This window comes from Pseudomonas sp. NPDC077451 (genome assembly GCF_044543345.1).
Lineage (GTDB): Bacteria > Pseudomonadota > Gammaproteobacteria > Pseudomonadales > Pseudomonadaceae > Stutzerimonas.
Genome location: NZ_JBITVX010000010.1, coordinates 1 through 21,568 on the forward strand (window position 1 = coordinate 1; position 21,568 = coordinate 21,568).

21 protein-coding genes are annotated in these 21,568 nt (G+C 63.2%); 14 read left to right on the plus strand and 7 right to left on the minus strand.

Annotated elements, in window-relative coordinates; all coding sequences use genetic code 11:
- Positions 1 to 196 precede the first annotated feature (196 nt).
- The 3 genes from ACIGHL_RS15840 to ACIGHL_RS15850 all read right to left on the minus strand — a co-directional run bounded on the left by ACIGHL_RS15840 (position 197) and on the right by ACIGHL_RS15850 (position 2,656).
- Complete coding sequence (locus ACIGHL_RS15840) at positions 197 to 622, minus strand: DUF192 domain-containing protein (RefSeq protein WP_128120880.1); 426 nt, start codon at positions 620 to 622, stop codon at positions 197 to 199.
- Between the two features lie 80 nt (positions 623 to 702).
- Positions 703 to 1,458 (minus strand): DNA-formamidopyrimidine glycosylase family protein, encoded by a 756-nt coding sequence (locus tag ACIGHL_RS15845; RefSeq protein WP_128120881.1) that lies wholly within the window; start codon positions 1,456 to 1,458, stop codon positions 703 to 705.
- A gap of 310 nt (positions 1,459 to 1,768) precedes the next feature.
- Positions 1,769 to 2,656 (minus strand): pseudouridine synthase, encoded by an 888-nt coding sequence (locus tag ACIGHL_RS15850; RefSeq protein ID WP_206606869.1) that lies wholly within the window; start codon positions 2,654 to 2,656, stop codon positions 1,769 to 1,771.
- A gap of 335 nt (positions 2,657 to 2,991) precedes the next feature.
- Between ACIGHL_RS15850 and ACIGHL_RS15855 the strand changes: the two genes are divergently transcribed.
- From ACIGHL_RS15855 to ACIGHL_RS15875, 5 genes are all read left to right on the plus strand, one after another.
- A complete protein-coding gene (locus ACIGHL_RS15855; protein ID WP_128120882.1) occupies positions 2,992 to 4,809 on the plus strand; it encodes a thiamine pyrophosphate-requiring protein in 1,818 nt (605 codons plus the stop codon).
- A complete protein-coding gene (locus ACIGHL_RS15860) occupies positions 4,806 to 5,915 on the plus strand; it encodes an enolase C-terminal domain-like protein (protein ID WP_128120883.1) in 1,110 nt (369 codons plus the stop codon). Before ACIGHL_RS15855 ends, ACIGHL_RS15860 begins: the two co-directional genes overlap by 4 nt.
- 115 nt (positions 5,916 to 6,030) lie before the next feature.
- Positions 6,031 to 6,897: a hypothetical protein gene (locus ACIGHL_RS15865; RefSeq protein ID WP_206606870.1), complete on the plus strand. Its 867-nt coding sequence runs from the start codon at positions 6,031 to 6,033 to the stop codon at positions 6,895 to 6,897.
- Positions 6,897 to 7,538: a gluconate 2-dehydrogenase subunit 3 family protein gene (locus ACIGHL_RS15870; protein ID WP_128120885.1), complete on the plus strand. Its 642-nt coding sequence runs from the start codon at positions 6,897 to 6,899 to the stop codon at positions 7,536 to 7,538. The genes ACIGHL_RS15865 and ACIGHL_RS15870 overlap by 1 nt, the downstream gene beginning before the upstream one ends.
- Positions 7,528 to 9,186, plus strand: coding sequence for a GMC family oxidoreductase (locus ACIGHL_RS15875; protein WP_128120886.1), 1,659 nt, complete (start codon positions 7,528 to 7,530; stop codon positions 9,184 to 9,186). The genes ACIGHL_RS15870 and ACIGHL_RS15875 overlap by 11 nt, the downstream gene beginning before the upstream one ends.
- A gap of 12 nt (positions 9,187 to 9,198) precedes the next feature.
- Here the strand turns inward: ACIGHL_RS15875 and ACIGHL_RS15880 are convergent, their stop codons facing one another.
- Both ACIGHL_RS15880 and ACIGHL_RS15885 read right to left on the minus strand, forming a co-directional pair.
- Positions 9,199 to 9,465: a PepSY domain-containing protein gene (locus tag ACIGHL_RS15880; protein ID WP_128120887.1), complete on the minus strand. Its 267-nt coding sequence runs from the start codon at positions 9,463 to 9,465 to the stop codon at positions 9,199 to 9,201.
- Positions 9,466 to 9,569: 104 nt separating this feature from the next.
- Positions 9,570 to 9,929 (minus strand): copper-binding protein, encoded by a 360-nt coding sequence (locus ACIGHL_RS15885; RefSeq protein WP_128120888.1) that lies wholly within the window; start codon positions 9,927 to 9,929, stop codon positions 9,570 to 9,572.
- Positions 9,930 to 10,090: 161 nt separating this feature from the next.
- Here ACIGHL_RS15885 and ACIGHL_RS15890 point away from each other — a divergent pair, with 161 nt between their 5' ends.
- From ACIGHL_RS15890 to ACIGHL_RS15905, 4 genes are read left to right on the plus strand one after another with little or no spacing between them, the layout of a single operon-like run.
- Positions 10,091 to 10,399, plus strand: coding sequence for a PepSY domain-containing protein (locus tag ACIGHL_RS15890; protein WP_128120889.1), 309 nt, complete (start codon positions 10,091 to 10,093; stop codon positions 10,397 to 10,399).
- Positions 10,399 to 10,704 (plus strand): PepSY domain-containing protein, encoded by a 306-nt coding sequence (locus tag ACIGHL_RS15895; RefSeq protein ID WP_045430242.1) that lies wholly within the window; start codon positions 10,399 to 10,401, stop codon positions 10,702 to 10,704. Before ACIGHL_RS15890 ends, ACIGHL_RS15895 begins: the two co-directional genes overlap by 1 nt.
- Positions 10,704 to 11,369 (plus strand): response regulator transcription factor, encoded by a 666-nt coding sequence (locus tag ACIGHL_RS15900; RefSeq protein WP_216706978.1) that lies wholly within the window; start codon positions 10,704 to 10,706, stop codon positions 11,367 to 11,369. The genes ACIGHL_RS15895 and ACIGHL_RS15900 overlap by 1 nt, the downstream gene beginning before the upstream one ends.
- On the plus strand, positions 11,366 to 12,709 hold the full coding sequence (locus ACIGHL_RS15905; protein WP_128120890.1) for a sensor histidine kinase: 1,344 nt from the start codon (positions 11,366 to 11,368) through the stop codon (positions 12,707 to 12,709). Before ACIGHL_RS15900 ends, ACIGHL_RS15905 begins: the two co-directional genes overlap by 4 nt.
- Positions 12,710 to 12,725: 16 nt before the next feature.
- Here ACIGHL_RS15905 and ACIGHL_RS15910 read toward each other — a convergent pair whose 3' ends face one another.
- Positions 12,726 to 12,941, minus strand: coding sequence for a hypothetical protein (locus ACIGHL_RS15910; RefSeq protein ID WP_128120891.1), 216 nt, complete (start codon positions 12,939 to 12,941; stop codon positions 12,726 to 12,728).
- 317 nt (positions 12,942 to 13,258) lie between these two features.
- On the opposite strand from ACIGHL_RS15910, the gene ACIGHL_RS15915 reads away from it, so the two are divergent.
- The 5 genes from ACIGHL_RS15915 to cynS all read left to right on the plus strand — a co-directional run bounded on the left by ACIGHL_RS15915 (position 13,259) and on the right by cynS (position 20,992).
- Complete coding sequence (locus tag ACIGHL_RS15915) at positions 13,259 to 14,131, plus strand: helix-turn-helix transcriptional regulator (RefSeq protein ID WP_128120892.1); 873 nt, start codon at positions 13,259 to 13,261, stop codon at positions 14,129 to 14,131.
- A gap of 403 nt (positions 14,132 to 14,534) precedes the next feature.
- Positions 14,535 to 15,770, plus strand: coding sequence for an exonuclease SbcCD subunit D C-terminal domain-containing protein (locus tag ACIGHL_RS15920; RefSeq protein WP_128120893.1), 1,236 nt, complete (start codon positions 14,535 to 14,537; stop codon positions 15,768 to 15,770).
- Positions 15,767 to 19,423: an AAA family ATPase gene (locus ACIGHL_RS15925; RefSeq protein WP_128120894.1), complete on the plus strand. Its 3,657-nt coding sequence runs from the start codon at positions 15,767 to 15,769 to the stop codon at positions 19,421 to 19,423. The genes ACIGHL_RS15920 and ACIGHL_RS15925 overlap by 4 nt, the downstream gene beginning before the upstream one ends.
- Before the next feature lie 239 nt (positions 19,424 to 19,662).
- Entirely contained in the window at positions 19,663 to 20,424 is a 762-nt protein-coding gene (locus ACIGHL_RS15930) for a phytanoyl-CoA dioxygenase family protein (RefSeq protein WP_128120895.1), read from the plus strand.
- Between the two features lie 118 nt (positions 20,425 to 20,542).
- Positions 20,543 to 20,992, plus strand: a complete 450-nt coding sequence (gene cynS / locus ACIGHL_RS15935; protein ID WP_128120896.1) for a cyanase — start codon at positions 20,543 to 20,545, stop codon at positions 20,990 to 20,992.
- Here the strand turns inward: cynS and ACIGHL_RS15940 are convergent, their stop codons facing one another.
- Positions 20,993 to 21,544: an ankyrin repeat domain-containing protein gene (locus ACIGHL_RS15940; protein WP_128120897.1), complete on the minus strand. Its 552-nt coding sequence runs from the start codon at positions 21,542 to 21,544 to the stop codon at positions 20,993 to 20,995. It lies immediately after the preceding gene.
- Between the last annotated feature and the right edge of the window lie 24 nt (positions 21,545 to 21,568).

The following is a 21,568-nucleotide window of genomic DNA, read 5'->3' on the forward strand; positions in this document are numbered from 1 at the left end:
CAAGCTGCTGCACATCGCCTATGGGGTACTTAAATCGGGCCAGCGTTTCGACCCTCAACTGGCCCTTGCGCGCTAATGGGGAAGACGGTATCTACAGCCGCAGCGCCGGTCCAATGTAGGGTGGAAAACGGCCACAGCCTTTTCCACCAGCATTCAACCGCAACAGAGGCGTCACGCCGTATCACAGCACGAACGGCTACTCGCCCGGTATCCCGCGCACCTGCTCGCCAACCTCGATCCCGTTGCGTTCGAACCATCCCTGATTCACCTCCAGCGCATAGCGCGCTGGCTCGCTTGAACAGCGAATCGCCTTACTCAACGGCTCCAGATCGATCACATCGACGATGCGTCCCTGCTCGTCCATGAACGCCGCTGACAGCGGTAGCGGTGTGTTCTTCATCCACAGGCAGTGACGACGAAAGTCATCGAAGCGAAACAGCATCCCGTGGTCGGCAGCCATCTCGGTACGCTCCATCAGGCCGCGTTCACGTTCAGCGGGAGAACGGGCGTACTCGGCCGCAACGCTTGCGCCCCCCACCTGAAGATCAAGAAGCGGCTCGCTTGCATGGACGATGGCTGGCCCGACCACGGCAACGAGAAACGGCAGTAACACAATACGCATCGATGATCGGCCTCTGATGGTTAAGCGCAGCGTGGTGAGAAGCATACAACGCCGGGTCTTCATTCCTTGTCAGCCGGCGCTTAGACCGCAACCTGATCGCTGTCGCCGTAGCGTTTCTGGCAACGCTCGCAAAAGAAGCTTCGCCGTTTGCTGCGGCCAAGCGATTTGGCCCGAATGAAGGGAATCTTACAGCGCGGGCAGGTGGTTTTGGTATGCGCGAGCCAGTGCGCCTTGAGCGTGCCCTCTCGCTTCCACAGCAGGAACTCAAAGCTGTAGGTGCGAACCTCACGCGTCAGCTCCCTGAGCTTCGGCGCAGAGAGATCGCCGATCAGCGAAAGCGGATGGATGCGGGTGCGAAACAGCACTTCGTTCTTGATGATGTTGCCGGAGCCGGAAAACAGCGTTTGGTCCAGCAGCGCATCGCAGGCCAGCAGTCGTGGCCGCTTGCGCAACTTCCTGAGCGTTGTGCGGTTGTCCCAGGCGTCGCTCATGACGTCCGCACGCCAGTCGTACGCCTCGTCCAGCGGGCCTTCGATGAACTGCACCGAGCAGCCGTAGAAATTCAGCTCACCGTTCGGGAAACCCAGGCTCAGGCGCGGCGCGGATTCCTTGCGCTCATTGATCCGGTAGCTGCCAAACAGCAGCAGGTGGATACGCAGGGACACATCGTCCAGCTCGATCAGGAAGTGTTTGCCCCAGCTGCGGAATGAGCGAACCGTCTGGCCGACCAGTCTTGATTTGTCGAGCTTGCTATTACCCTCCGCGCGCTCGATGGTCTTGCCGGTGAATGCGGCAACTTCTTCGCGGAGGATGACGATGGATGGGCCTTCAGGCATGGCGGCTTTGCTTCGGTGCGGGGACAGGAATATCGACTGGGACCTGACGAGAAGGTGCCGCGACGCTGCCCAGCTGAGCGAGGCGCGGAGTTCTTGCAGGCACCGCAAAACGGCGCGGAAGCGGATCGCCAGCAAGCTGGCTCCTACAAAAGCGGTGCGGTGGTCGTGCGCAACTATCTACGCATTCAAGGCAGGGGATCACGGATCGCCAAGTGTGCGTGCTGCGGTCCCGGCTAGTCCCGTAGGAGCCAGCTTGCTGGCGATCCAGGAGCCAAGGCACCCCGCGAAGACGGCGAATAAGCTCTGGAAACTACCAATCCAACTGCAGACGGCTCTCGAATTGGCGCAATTCGCCAGTAAGCGGATCTTGAAACTCTAGACCACGCGCCAGCAGCTTGAGCGGGTTGGCGTAGTCGTCCTGATCACGCCGGCCGCGTTCCAGCAGTTCGGGATAGAAAGGGTCATTGCAGATGCCGGCCCCCAGCGTGGCCATCTGCAGACGCAGCTGATGCTTGCGCCCGGTGACTGGATAGAGCGCATAGCGCCAGAGTTCACCACGACGCTCGAGCACCTCGATACGCGTCTCGCTGTTGGGTTCGCCGTCGCCCCGCTTCATCAGAAAGAACGGTTCGCCGTCGACCATGTGCAAGCGTTCATCACGCGGAAAGTCCAGATCAGGCAGCGCCGGGCAGATCGCCTCGTAGCGCTTGTCGATCTTGCGTTCGCGAAACAGCGCCTGATAGCGCCCGCGACTTTCGGGATTGGTAGAAAACAGCACCAGCCCGGCGGTCAGGCGATCGATGCGATGGATCGGCACCAGATCCGGATCGCCCACACGCTTGCTCAGGCGCGCCAGCAGGGTCTCGTTGACGTACTCCCCAGCCGGCATCACCGGCAGGAAGTGCGGCTTGTCCGCTACCAGCAGGTGCTCGTCGAGGTGCAGGATCTGCTCCTCGAAGGGAATTGGCTTCTCGTCCGGCACCTCGCGAAAGTAATAGACCTTCAACCCGACCTGATAAGGATGCGTCGCCTGCAGTGGCTGCCCGTCAGCGCCGAGTACCCGCCCTCGCACGAAGCGATCGGCCCAGGTGCTTCGGTCAATCGCCGGAAAATGCGCGCACAGGCAGTCGAGCACCGTCGCCCAGTTGCCTTGGGGGAGATGCAGCGTGCTGCGAGCGTTGGGGGCGGGCATGGACATGGCGACCGTCTGAACGAAGAGGCGCGAAATGATACTTCAACATCGCGGCCGAGCCGTGGCAGTTCCGTTGGCTGTCCTCGGCCGGAATCAATTTCGCCCGCGACGAGGACGGCAGCACCTTCATACCTTTTCTGCCTACCGCCGCGGCGCCGAAGAAGAGGCTCGTCCGTCACCCAGGTGAACTTTTGGGAAACCCTCACGGCCCAGTCCGGTCCAGACGTGAACAGCCAGGCATAGGGTTGCGACGGTTGCTTCGTTGCGCAGCGCACGACAGCAGCCTCGAAGTTCCAGCCCCTTGTGTCTGAACGCTCACGCCCAGACCACGCGAGGTTTCCATGGCAATGACAGTCGGTGACTACGTAATCGAACGCCTCTACCAATGGGGCGTGCGCCGCATTTATGGCTACCCAGGCGACGGCATCAACGGTGTGTTTGGCGCGCTGAATCGCTCCAACGAAAAGATCCGTTTCATTCAAGCCCGACATGAGGAAATGGCGGCATTCATGGCCTCGGCCGACGCCAAGTTCAACGGCGGGTTGGGCGTCTGTATTGCCACGTCCGGCCCGGGTGCGGCGCATCTGATCACCGGTCTCTACGACGCGCGACTGGACCACATGCCGGTACTGGCCATCACCGGCCAGAAATCACGCACCTCATTGGGCAGCCACTACCAGCAGGAAATCGACCTGCCGGCGCTGTTCAAGGATGTCTCCGGTGCGTTCGTCGAGCAGGCCAGCGCACCGGCGCAAGTTCGGCATTTGATCGACCGGGCGATCCGCACCGCAGTGGGCGAGCGCAAGGTCGCCACCATCATCCTGCCGAGCGACTTGCAGGACGCGGAGTACAGCGAGCCACCCCGCGCCCACGGGGCGGTGCATTCCGGCATTGGCTATACGCGGCCGAAGATGGTGCCGTACGAAGCTGACCTGCAGCGTGCCGCCGAGGTGCTCAACGACGGCAAAAAGGTCGCCCTTCTGGTGGGCGCCGGTGCGTTGAATGCCACCGATGAGGTCATCGCCGTGGCCGAGAAACTCGGGGCTGGCGTTGCCAAGGCGCTGCTGGGCAAGGCAGCCGTGCCTGATGACCTGCCTTGGGTCACCGGCTCTATCGGCTTGTTGGGCACGGAGCCGAGCTACAAGCTGATGACCGAGTGCGACACCCTGCTGATGATCGGCTCGGGCTTCCCCTACTCCGAATTTCTGCCTGAAGAAGGTCAGGCCCGCGGCGTGCAGATCGACCTCAAGGCCGACATGCTCAGCATCCGTTATCCGATGGAAGTGAATCTTCAGGGCGACTCGGCTGAAACCCTACGCGCGCTGTTGCCCCTGCTGCAGGAGAAGACCGAGCGCAAGTGGCGCAAGCGCGTTGAAGAGTGGCGCATGGATTGGGAAAGCGTGCTGGAGAAGCGAGCCCTGGTGGAGGCCAACCCGATCAATCCGCAGCGCGTCGCCTTCGAGCTGTCACCACGGCTGCCGGATTACTCGATCATCACCAGCGACTCGGGCTCCTGCGCCAACTGGTATGCCCGCGATGTGAAGATGCGCCGCGGCATGATGGGCTCGCTCTCCGGCGGGCTGGCTTCGATGGGTGCGGCGGTGCCCTATGCCATTGCCGCCAAGTTCTCTCATCCGGATCGCCCGGTAGTAGCGATGGTCGGCGATGGGGCCATGCAGATGAACAACATGGCCGAGCTGATCACGGTCGCCAAGTATTGGAAGGAATGGCAGAACCCGCAGTGGATCTGCTGCGTGTTCAACAACGAGGACCTCAATCAGGTCACCTGGGAACAGCGCGTGATGGAGGGCGACCCGAAATTCGAGGCATCGCAGGATATTCCCAACGTGCCTTACCACCGCTTCGCCGAATCCATTGGCCTGATCGGCATCTACGTCGACCGTGAGGATCAGGTCGCGGCAGCCTGGGACAAGGCTTTCGCGGCGGATCGGCCGGTGTTGATCGAATTCAAGACCGACCCGGACGTACCGCCACTGCCCCCGCACATCAAGCTGGAACAGGCCAAAGCTTACGCCTCGGTCCTGCTGCATGGGGATCCGGATCAGGCCGGGATCATCAAGCAATCAGCCAAGCAGGTGCTCAGCAAATTCATGCCTGGGCATGACAAGGATGATGACAAGGACAAGGACAAGGAATGACCAAGCGTCCGGACGCCGCTATCCGCGCGTTGCGGGTGGCGGCTTATCGCGTTCCCACCGATGCGCCCGAGGCCGACGGCACCTTCCAGTGGGACGCCACCACGCTGGTTGTGGTGCAGCTTGAGGCCGGCGGTCAGGCCGGGCTGGGCTACACCTATGCCGACGCGTCGCTGGTGCGGCTGATCGAGGGGCATTTTCGTGATCTGCTTGAAGGTGCGGATGCGCTCGCCATTGGCCAGATCAACGAACGGCTCTGGGCAAGCGTGCGCAACCTGGGGCGCTCCGGCCTCGCAGCCTGCGCCATCTCGGCGGTGGACACGGCGCTATGGGATCTCAAGGCGCGGCTACTCGATCTGCCGCTGGCGCAACTGCTGGGCATGCGCCGCGAAGACGTCGCTGTCTATGGCAGCGGCGGCTTCACCAGCTACGACGATGGCCGTCTGAGCGAGCAGCTGGGCCGCTGGGTGCAAGAGGACGGCTGCCACTGGGTGAAAATGAAGATCGGTGCCGACGCGCTGCGCGACGCCGAACGGGTCCGCGCCGCACGCGAAGCCATCGGCGCTGCCGGGCTGTTCATCGATGCGAACGGGGCGCATACGCCGCGCAGTGCCATCGCCTTTGCCTACCGCATCGCCGAGCAACAGGTCAGCTGGTTCGAGGAACCGGTCAGCTCCGACGACCTTGTGGGGCTGCGGCAGGTACGGGACGCCCTTGGTGCCAGCGGGCAGGCAATGGATGTCGCAGCAGGTGAATATGCCTACACCCCCGATGACTTTCGCCGCATGGTCGAGCACGGATCGGTGGATGTGCTGCAAGCGGACCTCACCCGCTGCGGCGGTGTGAGCGGTTTCCTGCAAGCGGCCGGATTGTGCGAGGCCTTTCATCTCGACCTATCCGCGCACTGTGCCCCGGCGCTGCACCTGCACGCCTGCTGCGCCGCGCCGCGCTTTCGCCATCAGGAATGGTTTCACGATCACGTCCGGCTCGAATCGATACTGTTCGACGGAGCGCCACAGGTCGAACACGGCAGGATAGCGCCGGACCTGGGACGGCCGGGACACGGTCTGACGCTGCGCGAAGCCGATGCTCGCCGCTACGCAATCTGACGGGGGTCTCATGGTTTCACGGACGCAACTCCGGCTACTGGCAGTTGGCACAACCACTGCGCTAGGACTCGCTGCACTGAGCTGGCAGAAGCACGAGAAACGCGGACGCGGCCTCTTGTTCAGCCCTAGCGAAGGCACCATGGTCGATGCGGCGCGTACGCTGAACCGTGGCGCGGGTTTACTCGCTACCTCGGTGGCGCTGGACAGCGCGCTGGAGCACTACCGTGGAGACTTTCAGAACCGCGCCATGTACACGCCGTTGGCGGCCTCGACGCTCTCGCTGCTCGCCAGTGGACAAGGCCAGCAGGACCCGGACGCCTTCGCCAGTAAGGTGCGAGACCCGATCTACGTATTGACTGGCCTGATCGGGTTGATCGGTGCTGGCTTTCATCTCTACAACGTGACCAAGCGTCCAGGCGGCATGAGCTGGAGCAACCTGTTCTATGCGGCGCCATTGGGAGCGCCCGCCGCGCTGGTGCTGTCCGGACTGCTCGGCTACTACAGCGAACAGCTACGCAATACCAGCGGTGACGCCGAACCACGCGTCATGGGGTTACCGGCCGGCAAATCCGTCGCGCTGATGGCCGCGGCCGGCCTGCTCGGCACCACGGCCGAGGCCGGGCTGCTGCACTTTCGCGGTTCGTTCCAGAACCCGGCCATGTACCTGCCGGTGACCGCCCCGCCGCTCGCCGCCGCGCTGCTAGCAGCCAGCGCCCTGACCAGCCCGCGGCGCAAGCGGCTGCGCTGGACGTCGCGCCTCGTCCTGCGCTTCACCGCGTTCATGGGCTTCGCTGGCGCGGGCTTCCACGCCTTGGGTATCGCCCGTAACAACGGCGGCTGGCGTAACTGGCGACAGAATCTACAGGCTGGCCCGCCGCTGCCGGCACCGCCGAGTTTCACCGGCCTGGCACTGGCCGGGCTGGCCGCGCATTCGCTACTGGATGAGGAAAAAGAACTCGCCCAATACCGATGGTGGAAATGATGAGCAACCGTTACCCCGATTACGACGTGCTGCGCAAACGCCAGGGGCCGTCGTGGAACGAGCCGAGCCGTCAGGTCGTCGACCGCCGGCTGGCGGTGCCGCGCGAGAATGGCGTTTTCAGCACGACGCAACGACGCACGCTGGAGGCGTTATGTGATCGCATCGTTCCGCAGCCAAAGGATCGACCACCGATACCGGTCGCCGCGCTGGTGCAGTTCAAGGTCGCTGAGGGACGTGGCGATGGCTACCGTGACGCGCGGCTGCCGCCTTTACAACAGGCCTGGCCGCTCGGCCTCGACGCCCTCGACAGCGAAGCGCAACTGAGCCATCAGCGCGGCTTCGCGGAGCTGGCCGCAGCCGAGCAGGACGCACTGATCGCCGCCATGCAGCGCGACGAACTCACAAGCGACGCCTGGCAGGGCGTACCGGCCGCCGCCTTCTTCAGCCATCGCGTGGTGCACGACATCAGCACCGCTTACTACAGCCACCCGACCGCCTGGAACGAGCTCGGCTTCGGTGGCCCGGCCAGCCCACGTGGTTACGTGCGCCTCGCCGAAGACAGCCGCGACAGCTGGGAAGCGGCCGAAGCTCATCCCGGCGAAGAAGCCAAAGCAAGGAAGTTGAACCGCCATGTCCGTTGATCCGTTACTCGACGCCCTTTACCACCCACGCGGCGGCGACGGTCGCGCACCGGATGTTTTTCATCGCCGAGGCTGGGTGCCGATGCGCGAATACCCGGAGCACGAGCCGGTCGACTTCGCCATTGTCGGCACCGGCGCGGGCGGCGGCACCCTCGCCTGCAAGCTGGCCGAGGCCGGCTTCTCTGTGGTCGCTTTCGATGCCGGTGCCTGGTGGCGACCGCTGGAGGAATTCGCCTCTGACGAGGCGCATCAGGAAAAACTGTTCTGGACCGACGAGCGCCTGTGCGACGGCGAAAACCCGCTGAAGCTTGGCACCAACAACAGCGGCAAGGCGGTCGGCGGCAGCACGGTGCACTTCGCCATGGTTTCGCTGCGCATGCGTCCGGAGTGGTTCAAGTCACGCTCGCTGCTCGGCTATGGGTTCGACTGGCCAATCGATTGGCAGGAGATGTGGCATTACTACGAAGAGGTCGAGCAGGCCCTGAAAATCGCCGGTCCGGTGCGCTACCCATGGGGCCCGAAGCGCCCCCGTTACCCTTATCGTCAGCATGAGGTGAATGCCTCCGGTCTGGCATTGGCAAAGGCCTGCGAAGCCATGGGTGTGGACTGGGCACCGACACCCCTGGCGACGCTCTCGGCGCCGCGCGACAACGCGCCGCCCTGCGTCTACCGCGGCTTCTGCGTCACCGGTTGCTCGACCAATGCCAAGCAGAGCGTGTTGAACACCTGGATTCCACGGGCATTGAAAGCCGGCGCAGAGATTCGAGACCTGGCCATGGTGGGTCGCATCGAAACGGACGCCGATGGCCTCGCCAACGGCGTGCACTACCACCGTAACGGCGAGTGGCGCTTCCAGCGCGCACGCCATGTAGTGGTCGCAGGCTACGCCATCGAAACGCCGCGGCTGCTGCTCAATTCGGCCAACTCACGCTATCCGGATGGGCTCGCCAATAGCAGCGGCCTGGTCGGCAGGAATCTGATGGTGCATACCAACCAGGCAGTGTGGGGGCGTGTCGACGAAGAGATCCGCTGGTACAAGGGGCCGCCGTCGCTGGCGGTTACAGAACACTGGAACTACGAGGACCGCGGCAAGGATTTCCATGGCGGCTACGCGATCATGAGTCAGGGGCCATTGCCGGCTGCGTGGGCCGCGACCCAGACCGGCAACCACGGTCTCTGGGGCCAGGCGCTTGTGGATGAGATGGCGCACTACAACCATCAGGTCGGGCTTAAAATCGTCGGCGAGACACTCCCCCTGGAGCACAACCGAGTTTCCCTGGCCGAAGAAAAGGACCAGTACGGGCTACCGATCGCACGCGTCACCTGGTCGATGGGCGATAACGATCAACGGCTGGTGGACCATTCCATCAACTTCATGCGCCGGGGGCTGGAAGGCATAGGGGCGCAGGACACCTGGAGCGAAGCGGACGGTACGGCGCATCTGATGGGCACCGTGCGGATGGGCAGTGACCCGGCCAACAGCGTGGTCGATGCAGATTGCCGCAGCTGGGACATTCGCAACCTGTGGATCTGCGACGGCTCGGTGTTTCCGACGTCAGGCGGGGTGAACCCGTCGCTGACCATCCAGGCCATCGCCTGCCGCACTGCCGATCGCATCCGCGACATGGCAGCGCGTGGCGAGCTATAGCCTGCCGAGCTGTCAGTCTTCCTCGTCCAGCGTGATCTTGCCGGTCGTGCCTTCCATCTGGAATTCGTACTTCTTGCCATCAGCTTTCAGGCCTTTGCCTTCCCAGCTTTTGTCGTCGACTTCCAGGCTATGCAGCTCGGTGTAGCCCGCCGCCTTGGCCTTTTCCATGGCCTGCTCGAAGGTAATCCAGTCCGCGCCGGGCTCATCCGCCAGCGCGATGGTGCTGGTAGAACCCAGTACGGCAATGGCAAGCGCGGCGGTCAGTTTCTTGTGATACATGGTCGATCCTCTCTGTGAATGAGCGTTGGGCGTATGACAGCCCTGTTACATACGAGCAACATCATTCATCGAGGGTTCATCGCAATTCGTCTGGAATGCGCCTTTCAGGGTTTCTCGATGGACACCAGAGCCGCTTCGTCGCCCTCACTCTGGAAGCTGATGCGAACCTGATCACCGGTTGAAAGCCCCTCCAGCTGCTCGCGCCGAGCCTGGAAGTCCATGGTCGCTGCTGGCCACTTCAGCGCGGGAATCGGGCCGTGGACGATGGTCACCACACCCCGCTCACGATCCAGGGCTTCGATGGTGCCAGTGGCGTGAATCACCGGCTCGGAAACCATCTCGGTGGCGGGTCCGCCGTTGATTTCCGGCGAACCCGTGGGCCCCTCAGGCTTGAGCAGATCCTGGGCCAGCGCAGGCGGGGCGACCAATATCAGGCTGAGCGTGACGCAATGGAATATCTTCATGGCAGACCTCCCGCAACAGGTGGACGTACCCCGTATTGGACAATGCCGCAGCGAGGATTACTGCCAACCTGCGCCCCCGTCTCACGACGCCTCGTTCAGTTTCGCGTAAGCCGCGCCTCGTAGCCTGTGAATCGTCGAAACCCACACAGGAAAACGAAACCATGAAAACACTGACTACGCTGATCACTGCCGCCACCCTCGCCCTCGGCGCCAACCTGGCCATGGCCCGCGATCTGGGACCGGATGAAGCTTTGAGGCTGCGCGATGCGGGCACCATCCAATCCTTCGAGAAACTCAACGAAGCTGCACTGGCCAAACACCCCGGGGCCACCGTCGAGGAAACCGAGCTGGAAGAAGAATACGGTCGCCACATCTATCAGGTTGAATTGCGCGACGACAAAGGTGTGCAATGGGACCTGGAGCTCGACGCCAAGACCGGCGAAGTACTCAAGGACCATCAGGACGACTAATGCGACCCGCCCCTCTTCTCATCATTCCACTGACCTTGCTGCTCGCCGCCACTCCGGTGGCGAGCCGCGACCTGGATCAGGATGAAGCCCTGCGCCTGCGTCGCGAGGGGCTGATCCAGCCGTTGGAAAGCCTGCTGAACCAGGCGATGGAGCGCCACCCCGGCGCCCGGCTGCTGGAAGCCGAACTGGAAGAAGAGGATGGCATCTACGTTTACGAGATCGAACTGCTGACTGCAGACGGCGTCGCCCGCGAGCTGGAACTGGACGCGCGCGACGGTCGTCTGCTCAAGGACGAAGAAGACTGATGCGCCTGTTACTGGTCGAAGACAATGTGCCGCTGGCCGATGAACTGGTCGCCAGCCTTACGCGTCAGGGCTATGCCACCGACTGGCTGGCCGATGGTCGCGACGCCGACTATCAGGGCAGCAGCGAACCCTATGACCTGATCGTTCTGGATCTTGGCCTGCCTGGCAAGCCGGGGCTCGAGGTATTGCGCGCTTGGCGTAGCCGAGGCCTGGCGACGCCGGTGCTGATCCTGACGGCCCGCGACTCCTGGGCCGAACGCATCGAAGGGCTGAAAGCCGGTGCCGACGACTACTTGACCAAACCCTTCCATCCCGAAGAGCTGCTGCTGCGTATCCAGGCGCTGCTGCGACGCGCCCACGGCGTAGCCAACCAGCCATTGCTACAGGCAGGAGGAATAGCCCTGGACGAAGCACGCCAGCGCTGCCACAAGGATGGTCAGGACATCGAACTGACCGCGGGCGAATTTCGGCTGCTGCGCTATTTCATGCTGCATCCCGGCCAGCTCATATCGAAAACCCAGCTGGCCGAACACCTTTACGACGGCGAAACCGAGCGTGACTCCAATGTCATCGAAGTGCACGTCAATCGCCTGCGCGGCAAGCTCGGCCGCGAGCTGATCGAAACCCGCCGCGGGCAGGGCTATCGCTTCGGCGGCGCGCCTTGAAGTCGATCCAGCGCAGTCTCAGTATCGGACTGATCTCGGTGCTGCTGCTGGTCGGACTGTTGCTGGTCCAGAGCAGTCTCTGGCTGTTCGAGTCGGGCCTACGGCGCAACCTGGCCACCGACCTGCGGGAAGAGACCGAAGGCCTGCTGATGGCCGTTGTTCAGGGCCCGGAGGGGTTTGTGCTGGATTCGAGCCGGCTCAACCCTCGTTATCAACGCGCATTTTCCGGCCACTATTTCCGCATCGACCTGCCGGCGCGCAGCTGGCGCTCACGCTCACTATGGGACGCCGAACCGGCCTGGCCGGATAGCAATGGCATGGCGGACGATCTGCTGGATGGCCCACAGGACCAGCGGCTGTTGGCTTATCGGACCGCCTATCGCCGCGACGGACAGACCATTGTCATCAACGTGGCGCGCGATTACACGCCCATCCTCAAAAGCTTTACTCAGGTTCGTCTCGGTGGCTTGGGACTGGTCGGCCTGGCGCTGCTGGTGTTGCTGCTGCTGCAGCGCTACGCAGTCAAACTCGCCATGCGCCCGCTGGAACGAGCGCGCCAGCAGATTGCGCAGCTTCAGCAGGGCCAGCGTCAGCAACTGGACGTTCAGGCACCGATCGAACTGCAGCCGCTCGTGGAGCAGATCAATCATCTGCTGGCGCACACCGACGACACCCTGAAACGCTCACGCCATGCGCTGGGCAATCTGGGCCACGCATTGAAGACGCCCCTGGCCGTGCTGGGTAGCCTGGTTCGACGCGAGGAAATGGCAGCGCATCCGGAGCTGCAGGCCAGCCTTGCCGAACAGCTCGAGCAGATCCAACAGCGGGTCACGCGGGAACTGGGCCGCGCACGCCTGGCTGGCGAAGTGCTGCCCGGCAGCTATTTCGATTGCGCAGCAGAACTCGGCCCGCTGTTCGATACGTTGCGGATGATCCACCGTCGGGATCTCGATCTGCATTGGCACAGCCATGAAGGATGCCGCTTGCCTTGGGACCGTGAAGACATGCTGGAGCTGCTCGGCAACCTGCTGGACAACGCCTGCAAGTTTGCCCGGTCGCAGGTGCGGCTGACGATCGCCCCGATCACCGACGGCTATCTCATCTCAGTCGATGACGATGGGCCGGGCATTCCGCCGGAGCGTCGCGAAGCAGTGCTGGAGCGCGGCATCCGTCTCGATGAACATGCCGAAGGGCATGGGCTGGGGCTTGGGATCGTGCGCGATATTCTGGTTGCCTGGCGGGGTGAGCTGTCACTGGAGCAGAGCGAGCTTGGAGGGCTCTGCGTACGCATCCGCCTTCCGATGCAACGCAAAGGGCAGATACAGCGGAGCGGGTCGTAACGAATGACGCGGTGGGTTACTGAACTCGCGCCAGCTCGTTGCGCATGTCTTCGAGGATGGTCTCAACCAGCAGACCGTTCTGCACGTGCCGGCCCGACACCATCCGGATGGCCTCGGTGCCATTGAGCGGATAACCGACACGTACGACCAGGTAACCGTCTTCTTGCGGTTCCACGCGGGTCTTGTAATCAGCCGGAAAGTTGTCGGCAAGGTGACGGGACAGGGTTTTCATGGGGGCCTCGTGCGCTGGGTCTGAAACAAAGACCCTGCTTTACACTCGGAGATTCCAACCACTCATCGGATGACTGTTCATCGGCAACGAAACTGTAACCACCCCTCACTTCCGTTCGTTAGCACCGTAAGCCAGCCACGCCAGAACGCCCATTCCGGCAAAGGCAGTAAACGAAAAAATAAGCGCATTCAATAACAGGCTCATGGGGGCGTTCCTCTATCTGCTTGCTTGAAGTACGCCCTGAATATATGTAGCTTCGCACGACACGTCGAGTCACCCGATAGTCGCGGTAAACATTTCCAACAGATGGGGCGCGCATGAAACGCAAGCAATCGATCAGTCAGGTTCGCTGGGATCTGGCACTGCGGTACCGCCTGATCGAGACGATTGCCTGGTGGGAAGGCCGCCTGACCACGGGTCACCTGATGCAGAGTTTTGGCATCAGCCGGCAGCAAGCGTCGAAGGACATCAACACCTACCTGAACGAACATGCGCCGGAAAATCTTACATATGACCGCCATCTGAAAGGCTATAAGCCAAGCCCGCAGTTCGAGCCGCTGTTCATCGATGGCAGCGCCAGCGCCTACCTGCACCTGCTGGATCAGAACCGCGACCGCGCCCCGCATATCGAAGGCCTGGCGCTGGCTTACTCCCACACCGAAGTGCTGCACATGCCTGACCGCAGCATCCGGCCCGAGGTGCTGCGACCGATTCTCAAGGCCTGCCGCGAAGGGCTGCGACTGGAAACCGAATACGTCTCCCTCGCCCACCCGGACGTGGAGATCCGCGTGATGGCGCCGCATACCCTGGTGTTCACCGGCACCCGCTGGCATGTGCGCGCCTATTGCGAGAAGAACCGTGGCTTTCGCGACTTCGTCCTCAGTCGCTTCCGTGGCGAACCGGACCTGATGGATGAAAGCGAGAACAGGCTCGAGCAGGACGAAGCCTGGAACACACCGGTGGATGTGGTCATCGAGCCGGATGTGCGACTCAGTGCGGAGCAGAAATCCATCATCGAAACTGACTACGGCATGCAGGATGGCGAGCTGCGCATCGCCACCCGCGGGGCGTTGGTGCAGTACGTATTGCAGCGGTATCAGATCGATCCGAATACGGTGCTGGCCAATGCGGCGGCGCAGCAGATTCAGGTGAGGAATCTGCAGGGGTTGAAGGTTTGGTTGTACACATGACCATTACCTGCGGCCGCCTTCCCTGCAGGGGCGAATTCATACGCCCGCCCTCCTCCATTAGGCCGATTGCGAGTGAAGCGCCTGTTGATTGGACAACGCACCGGCCCGTCGCCATTCGTAGGAGCGAGCTTGCTCGCGATCCGGCGTCGGAGGCACAACTAGATTTAGTAGACAAAGCGCATAAGGTGGCCCGTACCTCAGGTTTCACCCTGCTGGGCAGGGCGAAACCAATGCCTCAGCCAACATCGGCAATCGGGCGCCCCCAACGAAGCGAAAGCCAAATAGCTTCGCGAGAAAAGACTCGGGGCGCCACTCGCCCCAACAATCCTACCCTGAGTTCCATGCCCAGACGTTCGCATCCAGTCCCGCCCCGCTGCGACTCCAACGAAAAAAGCCCCCTCTTATGCGCCTGATCCATACCTCCGACTGGCACCTCGGCCAGACCCTCCACGGCCAGGACCGCGACTACGAACACGCGCAGTTCCTCGCCTGGCTGCTCGACCAGCTAACCGTCCACCAGCCGGACGCCCTGCTCATCGCCGGCGATATCTTCGACACGGTCAACCCGCCGCTCAAGGCCCAGGAGCGCCTGTACGACTTCATCGTCCGCGCCCACGAAAAGCTCCCGCAGCTGGACATCGTGATGATCGCCGGCAACCACGACTCCGGCGGGCGCATCGAATTGCCCGGGCCGCTTATGAGACGCCTTAACGCCCACGCCATCGGTCGTATCAGCTGGCTGGCGGACCATCAGCTCGACCACGGTCGGCTGCTGGTGCCGCTGCACGATGCCAAGGGCGAGGTGGCCGGTTGGTGCCTCGCCCTGCCCTTTCTGCGTCCGGCGGAAGTTACCGGCGGTGAGGCGGGCGAGGACTACATGGCCGGCATCCGTCATGTGCATCAGCACCTGATCGCCGCGGCAGAAGCACAGCGCCAGCCCGGCCAGGCGCTGATCGCCATGAGTCACGCGCACATGGCCGGCGGTGCGGTGTCGGAGGACTCGGAGCGCAATATCGTCATCGGCAATGCCGAGGCGCTGCCCGCCAGCCTGTTTCCCGAGCCCATCGCCTATGTCGCGCTCGGGCATCTGCACAAGCCGCAGAAGGTCGCCGGCCAAGAGCGCATCCGTTACAGCGGCTCGCCCTTGCCCCTGTCATTCGGCGAGATCAATTACCCGCACCAGATCCTGCTGGTGAGCTTCGACGGCGACAGGCTGGACACTATCGAGGCGTTGCCCATACCCCGCGCGGTGGAGATGATCCGCATCGGCCGCGCGCCGCTGGCCGACGTCATCAGCCAGCTCGAATCGCTGCCGCCGGTAGGCCTGTTCGCCGAGAACCTGCCCTGGCTGGAAGTGCGCGTGCAGCTCGACGAGCCGCTTCCGGACCTGCGCCAGCGCATCGAAACGGCGATCACCGGAAAGGCCTGCCGGCTGGTGCGAATCGCCAGTGAATATGCAGGGAAACGCGGTGAGGCCGACTCGGATGTGCTGCTGGGCCTCGACCAGATCACCCCGCAGGAACTCTTCGCGCGCGCCTGGGAAGAACAGTTCGGCAACCCGCCGGATGAGCAGGCACTGGACGACTTCGCCAGCCTCTTGCAAGGCGTTGAGTTCGAAGGTGAAGGAGACGCCCGATGAAGATCCTCGCCATTCGCCTGAAGAACCTCGCCTCGCTGGCAGGCGAGCAGGTCATCGACTTCACCGCCGAACCCCTGGCCAGCGCTGGCCTGTTCGCCATCACGGGGCCTACAGGTGCCGGCAAGAGCACGATTCTCGATGCGCTGTGTCTGGCGCTGTTCGGCAGTACGCCACGTCTCGATGGCGCCTCGCTGCTGAGCAAGGTGCCCGACGGTAGCGACGAGATCGGCAGTGGCGATGAGCGCAACCTGCTGCGCCGGGGCTGTGGCAGCGGGTACGCGGAAGTCGATTTTGTCGGCGTCGACGGGCATCGCTACCGCGCCCGTTGGGAGGTCAAGCGCGCCCGCGAGAAGATCGACGGGCGTTTACAGGCGAGCAACCAGAGCCTGCTCGACCTGGACCGCGACCAGTTGCTCGCCAGCGGCAAGAAGCGCGAATTCAGGGAACTGCTCGAAGCCAAGCTCGGCCTGACCCTGCCGCAGTTCACCCGCGCCGTGTTGCTGGCGCAGAGCGAGTTTTCCGCCTTTCTTAAAGCCGACGACAACGACCGCGGCACCCTGCTGGAAAAGCTCACCGACACCGGCCTCTACAGCCGCCTCGGCCAGGCGGCCTTCGAAGCGGCCAAGCGCGCTCGCGAAGCGCTGACAGCCTTGCAACAACAGGCCGGCGGCGTGCAGCCTCTAGACGCCGAAGCACGCCAGGCGCTGGAAGCCCAGCACCAGACGCAACTGGCCGAACTCAAGGCGCTGCAGCAGCAGCTCGAAACGTTGAAACAGCAAAGCCAGTGGCTACAGGACCTGTCCCGTTTGCAAGGCGAACGGGACAGCGCCAGGCAGCAGCTAACCGATGCTGAATCCGAGCATGAGAACCTGGCCGATGCCCGCCGCATCCTCGGGTTGTTCGAACTCCTGGCGCCGCAGCGGCATCGCTTCATCCGCGAGCAGGAGCTGGCACCGCTGCTGGCGAAGGTTGAGGAAAACCTGGCTCGCCATGGTCGCGAGCACAGCGCAGTCCAGCAGCGGCTCGACGAGCTGGAGCATCTCTGCGAGACGTCGACCGATGCGTTGAAAGCAGCGGAGCAGGCGCTCAAATCTGCCGAACCCCGACTGGTTCAGGCGCGCCGCGAAGAAGAGCGCCTTAGCCATCTGTCCAATGACCTGGGTGACGCGCGGCGGCAAACCGAACACGCCGAAGCCGCGAGCAAGGCCGGCGAACAGACCCTGGCTCAGCTGCGACAGCAACAGGAACGGGCCGCCACCCAACTGGCGGCCTTGACTGAAGGGCTCGCCCGCAGCACCGAATTGCAGCCGCTGTGCGCCGCCTGGAATGGCTACCGGCCGCGCTTGCAGCAGGCCGTGCAAATCGCGGCGCGCCTGCAACAGGGCCGTCTGGAACTCCCCGCTCTGGAAACTGCTGCCAAGACCGCCGAGGCCGCACAGGTGCAGGCACGCCAGGCACTCGACGAACTGCAAACTGGGATTGGCGGTGTGACGGGCCTGGCCGACCAGCTCGCGCAACTGAACGCAGGGCTCGACGTTTGGCGCGACGCCCAGCGCGAAGGCGAAACCCTGCTCGGGATCTGGTCCCGCCATCAGCAGCTAACAGATCAGCAGCGGACGTTGCTCCATGAGCAGCGCCGCCAGCAGCAGGAGCTCGACGCTCTGACGAAAGCCGGCAAGCTCGCTCGCACGGAACGCGATGACGCGGAAAAGGCGCTCACCGTGGTGCAGGCCCTGCTGGAGCGCCAGCGCATAGCCCGCAGCGCCAATGTCGAAGCCTTGCGCGCGGCGCTGGCCCCCGGCGAGCCGTGCAGCGTCTGCGGCAGCCTCGAGCATCCCTGGCATAACGGTAAGGCGCTGCTCGCTGCCCTCGACCAGGGCGACGAGCGCGAAGTCGAGCAGGCCCAGCTGCAGCTCAAAAGTCACGACGAAAAACTCCAGGCGCTGCGCGACCAGCACATCGCCCTGACCACGGGCATCAAACAGAACGCGCAGCGACACGCAGAAATCGCCGATGAGCTGGCGAAGCTGGAGCCGCAACTGACCGCACTGCCCCTTTATGCCGAGCTGCTGAAAGAGCCGGAAACCGGGCGCCACTCCTGGCTGGACACGAAACTCGCCACGCTCAAAACCGAGATCACCGCAGCCAACGTCCGCCAGCGCGAACTGCTGGCGCTGCAGCAGCGCAGCGAAACCCTGCAGCACGCTTGGCAAATTGCACGCGACGCCTGCGTTCAGGCGAGCCAGGCCCTCACCGGCCAGCGCGACGCCATATCCCGCGATGAGGGACGATTGGACGAGGAGCTGGCCGAATTCGCCAGCCTGCTACCGGCCGCCCTGCTCAGCCGTTGGCGCGAGGCACCGGCCGAAACCTTTATGCACCTTGACAGCCAGATCGAAGCCCGGCGCCAGCAGATCGACCAACAGGCTGAGGTAGCTGAGGAGCAGCAACAGCGCCAGAGCGCACTGGAACGCGAACAGCTGCAGCAACAGAATCGTCTAGATCAGCAAAAGGCCTGCGCGGCCCGCCTCAGTGAACTCGAAGCCCGCGAGCGGGCCTGTCGTCAGAGCCTGCGCGACAGTCTGGGCGAGCAAGCCAGCGCCGCGGCCTGGCAGCAGCAACTGGAGAACACGATCCAGATTGCTCGCCAGCAACAGGCCGACATTGACCGGCAACTCAACGAAGCGCGCGTCGAGCTGACCCGGCTTGCCAGCGAGCAGCAGAACTGCGCCGGGCGCCGCGACGAACTACTGGCCGAACGCAAAACACTCGGCGAAGAACTTGCCGCCTGGCGCGCTGCGCATCCTGATCTAGACGATGCGACCCTCACGCAGTTGTTGCAACTGGACGACTCATTGCTCGCCGAAGCCCGCGAACGTCTGCGCGCCAACACCGAACTGCTCGCCCGCAGCCGTGAACGGCTGGACGGCTGCACGCAGCGGCTGGCAGCGCATCAGGCCGGGCAGCCCGATGCGCCGGATGGCGAAACCCTGAAACGCCAGTACGCGGAGCAGGAAATCAGCTGCAATGCCGCCGAGCAACGCAGCGCCGAAACCCGCGCCGCGCTGCTCGACGATGATCGCCGACGCAATCAAAGCCAGGCTTTGCTTCAGCAGATCGCCGATGCGACGGCTGAAAGCCAGCGCTGGGGCCGTATCGCCGCACTGATCGGCTCCAGCGACGGCGGCGCCTTCCGCAAGATCGCCCAGGCCTACAACCTCGACCTCCTGGTGCAGCACGCCAATGTGCAATTGCGGCAGTTGGCTCGTCGTTATCGGCTCAAGCGCGGCGGCAGCCCGCTGGGGCTACTGGTGATGGATACAGAGATGGGCGACGAGCTGCGCTCGGTGCATTCGCTGTCGGGTGGCGAGACCTTCCTCGTCTCGCTGGCCCTGGCGCTGGGACTGGCCTCGATGGCGTCGAGCAAACTCAAGATCGAATCGCTGTTCATCGACGAAGGCTTCGGCAGCCTCGACCCGGAATCCCTGCAGATCGCCATGGACGCCTTGGATTCGCTACAGGCTCAGGGCCGCAAGGTGGCGGTGATCTCACACGTGGCGGAGATGCATGAGCGCATCCCGGTGCAGATTCAGGTGCAGCGACAGGGCAATGGTCAGAGCGGGTTGAGGATCGTCAGCGGAGCGGGCGTCTAGAACTCAGGCAAACTTGACGGCCTTGAGCAGCAGCTTCGCTGTCATTCGAGGCTAGAAGCGAACCCGGCAGACGCCGCTTGTGGCTGCGCGCCGGGGTTCGCACAAGAAAGGGTGAAACGGGCTCACCGCTTGTGGCCGTGTGCCTGCTGCGACGACAGGTCATCACCAGCGCCAGCAGGATACGAACCCAAGCTTTCAACAAACTGTCGATAACGGTGAACGTCACTGAATCGACCGCCATGTCACCCAGCCGCAGCACCGCCGAGCAGTTACAGGCCATGCACCAGCAGGGCTTCGTTCTGCTGCGCCAGGTGTTGCAGCCGCCGCAGGTCGAGCCTGTGCGAACGGCCATCGATCGCCTCGAACCCATCCACTGGGACTACCAGGGTCTGGTCGACGATCACTACAAATGCGTCTTTAACCGTGATCCGTTCTGGCTGCCCCTGCTTGATCTTCCTGGTGTAATCGAGTTGGCTGAAGCCTGTCTCGGCACGGATTGCCATGTCATCGGCCAGACTGCCTGGCGCAGCCATCCGGGCTTCGTTGGCGGTGAACTGCATGCCGATTACCTTGCTATGGAGCTGCCCGAGCGCTGCTTACACGATCCAGCTTTCGAGCTGCCGATGCAGGTCTGCACGGCGCATATTTATCTCGACCAGATCGATGCAGACCTCTGCCCTACCCTGGTGATACCCGGTAGTCACCGGTCCGGTCGCAAACCACGCACGGGTGAAATCCACTGGCAGGGTCGCGAGGCACAGCCAGTGCTCTGCGAAGCAGGTGACGTGCTGGTGTTTCGCAGCGACCTCTGGCACGCCGGCAGCCGCAACCGCACGCCTGACCGCAGCCGCTACCTGCTGCAGGTGCATTACGGCCGCCGCATGGTGGCGCAGAAGTTTTCGCCCTACCTGCAGTGGCGCTTCAACCCGGACGTGATAGCCGCTGCCACGCCGAGGCAGCGGCGTCTGCTCGGCGAGCATGAGCCGTCGGAATACGATTGAGCCGGCTGGGTAAGGCGCGGCCAGCCCAACAGGCAACCGACTGGCACATCCTCTGCATCGGCGTGTGCGTCCAGCCGCAATACGCGGCTCGCTCACTCCAGTCGAAGAGGAACCCCCGATGATTTCCTGCCGTAGCCAAGTGACCCAGATGATCGTTTCTGCCAAGGTCCGCAAGAACCTCAAATGGACCCAGGTCGCAGAAACCATAGGCATGTCCAAGGAATGGACCACCGCCGGCTGCCTGGGTCAGATGGCCTTCGACAAAGCCCAGGCAGAAACCCTCGGCAAGCTGTTCGAGCTGCCAGACGAAGCCGTCGCCTGGCTACAGATCGTGCCCTATAAAGGGTCACTGCCCACGTCCGTGCCCACCGATCCGCTCATTTATCGCTGGTATGAGCTGGTCAACGTCTACGGCAGCACCATCAAGGAACTGATCCACGAAGAATTCGGCGACGGCATCATGAGTGCCATCGATTTCTCCATGGACATCCAACGCCAGCCGGATCCCAAGGGCGACCGGGTCAACGTCGTCCTGTCGGGCAAATTCTTGCCGTACAAGAGCTATTGATCAGCGGGTGCGGATTTCCCCACGCGCCAGGCTCTCGACCTTATTGCCCATCGGATCGCTTGCCTCGAGATCGGCCCCGCGCTCGCGTAGTGCTTGGAGCAAGGCATCCCGCTGGAACAGCGCGGCATACATGGCCGGGGTCTGGCCTGCATGGTTGCGCTGATCGGGGTCGCATTCGGTGGCCAGCAGGCGCTTGGCGATGCGCAGCTCACCTTTGAAGATCGCGCCCATCAGGGCGGTGTTGCCGCGCGCATCCTGGGCACAAGCATCGGCGCCGGCAGCGATAAGCCGCTCCACCGTGTCCGGATGACCGTTGTAGGCCGCCAGAATCAACGCGGTGTAGCCCTTGTCGTCAGCAGTGTTGAGGTCGTATCCGGCCTGGATGAACTCGTCGAGCACTTCGTTATCGCCGAAACGCGCTGCGTTGAAGAAGTAATCGCGTAGCTGGATCTGGACCTGCTCGGCGTCGCTCGACACCGCGTTCAGTTCCGGCGCGGCGATTGCCTGCCCACTGCCGAGCAGCAAGACAGCCATCAGATAAAAGCACTTCATGCTCTGCTCCTGAAATAGATGACC